Genomic DNA, 2,826 nt, shown 5'->3' with positions numbered 1-2,826 from the left:
CCACCGTCGTGCGGGCCCTTCCGCTCGTCCGGGTGACCGGCCGACGCTCCCGTCCCGGATACCCGATCGGCGAGACGGCCACGTGCAGCTATGCTCGGGGAGGCAACATCGCCGAGGGCCCTTAGCTCAATTGGCAGAGCAGTGGACTTTTAATCCATTGGTTGTGGGTTCGAGTCCCACAGGGCCTACCTCCCGCAGACGGGGAGCACGACCTCCGACCTGCCTCGCAGCGCCTGACCGGGCATCAGCCGGGTCGGGCGCTGCGGCGTTTGCGGCCGGCGTTCGCGGCGTGCCGCCCGGTTCACAGGAGGCGGCCGTCGTCCGGGTCCGTGGCCGTGGTGAGGCGGTGGTAGGCCGCGCGGGCGTGCGCCAGCCGGGAGGTGGTGGTGCCGACGAGGGCGGCGGCGAGCAGACAGCCGAGCCAGAGGGCGTCCCGCGTACCGGCCCAGGTGAGGACGCCTTCGGGCGGAATGGCGAACCCGTTGAGGAACAGCCAGCACAGCACGGCCGTCCCGGGGGCCGCGGTGAACCGGGCCCACACGCCGAGCGCGGCGGCGAGCAGGGACAGGGCGGTGAGCGCGAGATGGGGGCGGCCCGGCCCCAGCATCGTGTTGATCAGCGCCACCAGGGTGAGTGCACCGCCGAACGCACCGGCCCACACCAGCCCGGTGGCGGCCGGCTCGGGAACCGGCTTCCGCCCGGTGCCGAGGCGCACCCACTGGATCATGCTGATGCTCCCCTCCCGCTGCCTGCCGGACGCGAGGCCCGAGCGCCTTCGATTTTCCCACCCCGGCGGGGAACCGCCAGCGGTTCGTCCCGGCGCGCGGCGGGAGCGGGACGGCGACCGCAAGGATCAGGACATCGGCAAGGGTCAGGACATGAGGAGAGGAATAGGGGGAGGGGAGACAGGAGACATAGGGGGAGGGGAGAAGAGAAGGAGTAGGAGAAAGGCCGCGCCCCGGACGAAAGGTCAGCGAGGCGGGTCGAAGAGCTGGACCGCCAGGCCGCTCAGGACCAGGCCCGCGGCGATCATCAGGCCGTCGGGCAGGACCAGGCCCGCGATCAGCAGGCCCACTCCGATGATCAGCGCCCACCAGGCGCGGGCGTGGCGGAACTCGCGCGGGCGGGCCGGGCGCCCGCTGGTGAACGAGCGGGCGAAGTGCGGGTCCTCCTGCTCGAAGCGGGCCTCGAGGTCGACGAGACGCTCGTCGTCCGACTTGGGCACGGCTCCTCCTTCCCGACCGTCGGGGGCAGCGAGGGTGATGGCTGCTGGTACGGCGGAGGTGACGATGCTTCCGGCCGCCCCGTCACTTCCAGGCTCCCTCGCCCCGGCACCGCCGACCATCGGGTCAGGCCCCCATATCCCCCCGACCCGGACCCCATTTGCCGAGTGCCCCGTCCCCTAGGGACATCAGCGTGCTGCTGTGGCCTCCCGGTGCGGAAATGGGTGACGCCACGGATGGCGTTCGGCCGCCTCAGCGCACACGCTGGTGATGACGGCCCGTGCCGCGCCCCGGGACGTGAGCCGTCCACGGCTTGCGCCGCACCGGGAGCGGGCTGCGGTGGGACGCATGGCGAGGAGGCGGTGGGGTGCCCCTGTTCTGGCGGATCTTCCTGCTGAACGCCGTTGTGCTGATCACGGCCACCGCCCTGCTGCTCGGACCCGTCACCGTCTCCACTCCGGTGCTGCTCACGGAGGCCGCGGTGCTCACCGTGGGACTCGCCGCCATGCTCGTCGCCAACGCGCTGCTGCTGCGCGTCGGACTCGCCCCGCTGCAGCGCCTCACCCGCGCCATGACCACCACGGACCTGCTCCGCCCCGGCAAGCGTCCCGCGGTCGGCGGGCGCGGCGAGATCGCCGAGCTGATCAGCACGTACAACACCATGCTGGACCGGCTGGAGGACGAGCGGGCCACCAGCAGCGCCCGGGCGCTGTCCGCGCAGGAGGGCGAGCGCCGGCGGATCGCCCAGGAACTGCACGACGAGGTCGGCCAGAGCCTCACCGCGGTCCTGCTCCAGCTGAAGCGGGCCGCCGACCACGCCCCGCCCGAGCTGCGCGAGGAGCTGCAGCTGGCGCAGGAGACCACCCGGGGGAGCCTGGACGAGATCCGGCGCATCGCCCGCCGGCTGCGGCCCGGTGTGCTGGACGAGCTGGGGCTGGTCAGCGCCCTGAAGGCGCTGGCCTCGGAGTTCGCCGCGTACGACCTCACCGTCCAGCACCGTCTCGACGCCGACCTGCCCGACCTGGGCCAGGAGGTCGAGCTGGTGCTGTACCGGGTCGCACAGGAGGGCCTCACCAACGCCGCCCGGCACGCCGACGCCACCCGCGCCGAGATCACCCTGCGCCGCACCCCGGCCGGTGTGGAGCTGCGGGTCCGCGACGACGGCCGCGGCATCGGCGACGTCCCGGAGGGCGCGGGCATCCGGGGCATGCGCGAACGCGCGCTGCTCATCGGGGCGCACCTCACGGTGGGCCCGCCCTCCGGAGGTGGCCCCGGCACCGAGGTCCGGCTGACCGTCCCCGTCCCGAGGCCGGGAGAGACTCCCGCACCCGCTGTGATTCCGGGAGCGGCTCCCGCGCCCGCTGTGATTCCGGGAGCGGCTCCCGCGCCCGCTGTGATTCCGGGAGCGGCTCCCGCGCCCGCTGTGATTCCGGGAGCGGCTCCCGCGCCGGCTCCCGCCGCGACGGCCGGCCCGGCTCCGGCCGACGTTCCCGCTGCCGGTCACCCGCCCCATGCCCCCACCGCCGACAGCCCTGCCGCTCCCGCCGCCGAGCCCGCCGTGCCGCGGGGCACGACCCCCGATCCGGCCCCGGCCTCCGCCGCC

The 2,826-nt window shown here is 74.1% G+C and carries 2 protein-coding genes, 1 tRNA gene and 1 pseudogene; 2 read left to right on the top strand and 2 right to left on the bottom strand.

Going from position 1 to position 2,826, the window contains the following annotated elements:
- Window positions 1-115: 115 nt before the first annotated feature.
- A tRNA-Lys gene (locus ABD207_RS17140) sits at window positions 116-188 on the top strand.
- A 113-nt stretch (window positions 189-301) separates the two neighbouring features.
- Here ABD207_RS17140 and ABD207_RS17135 read toward each other — a convergent pair.
- Window positions 302-727 carry a hypothetical protein gene (locus ABD207_RS17135; protein WP_344013932.1) on the bottom strand — a complete coding sequence of 142 codons (426 nt, stop codon included), beginning with the start codon at window positions 725-727 and terminating at the stop codon, window positions 302-304.
- 243 nt (window positions 728-970) lie between these two features.
- Entirely contained in the window at window positions 971-1,225 is a 255-nt protein-coding gene (locus ABD207_RS17130; protein WP_344013930.1) for a DUF3040 domain-containing protein, read from the bottom strand.
- A gap of 365 nt (window positions 1,226-1,590) precedes the next feature.
- Here ABD207_RS17130 and ABD207_RS17125 point away from each other — a divergent pair.
- Window positions 1,591-2,541, top strand: a pseudogene (locus ABD207_RS17125) (HAMP domain-containing sensor histidine kinase); the annotation flags it as partial.
- Window positions 2,542-2,826 lie beyond the last annotated feature (285 nt).

This window comes from Streptomyces thermospinosisporus, from assembly GCF_039526425.1.
In the GTDB taxonomy this organism is placed as follows: Bacteria; Actinomycetota; Actinomycetes; order Streptomycetales; family Streptomycetaceae; genus Streptomyces; species Streptomyces thermocarboxydovorans.
Note: the sequence above shows the minus strand (reverse complement) of the source record. Positions and strands in the feature narration are given on the sequence as shown.

Coding starts and splice junctions, on each gene's coding strand:
- ABD207_RS17135 (WP_344013932.1), bottom strand. CDS start 727: ATGATCCAGTGGGTGCGCCTCGGCACCGGGCGGAAGCCGGTTCCCGAG.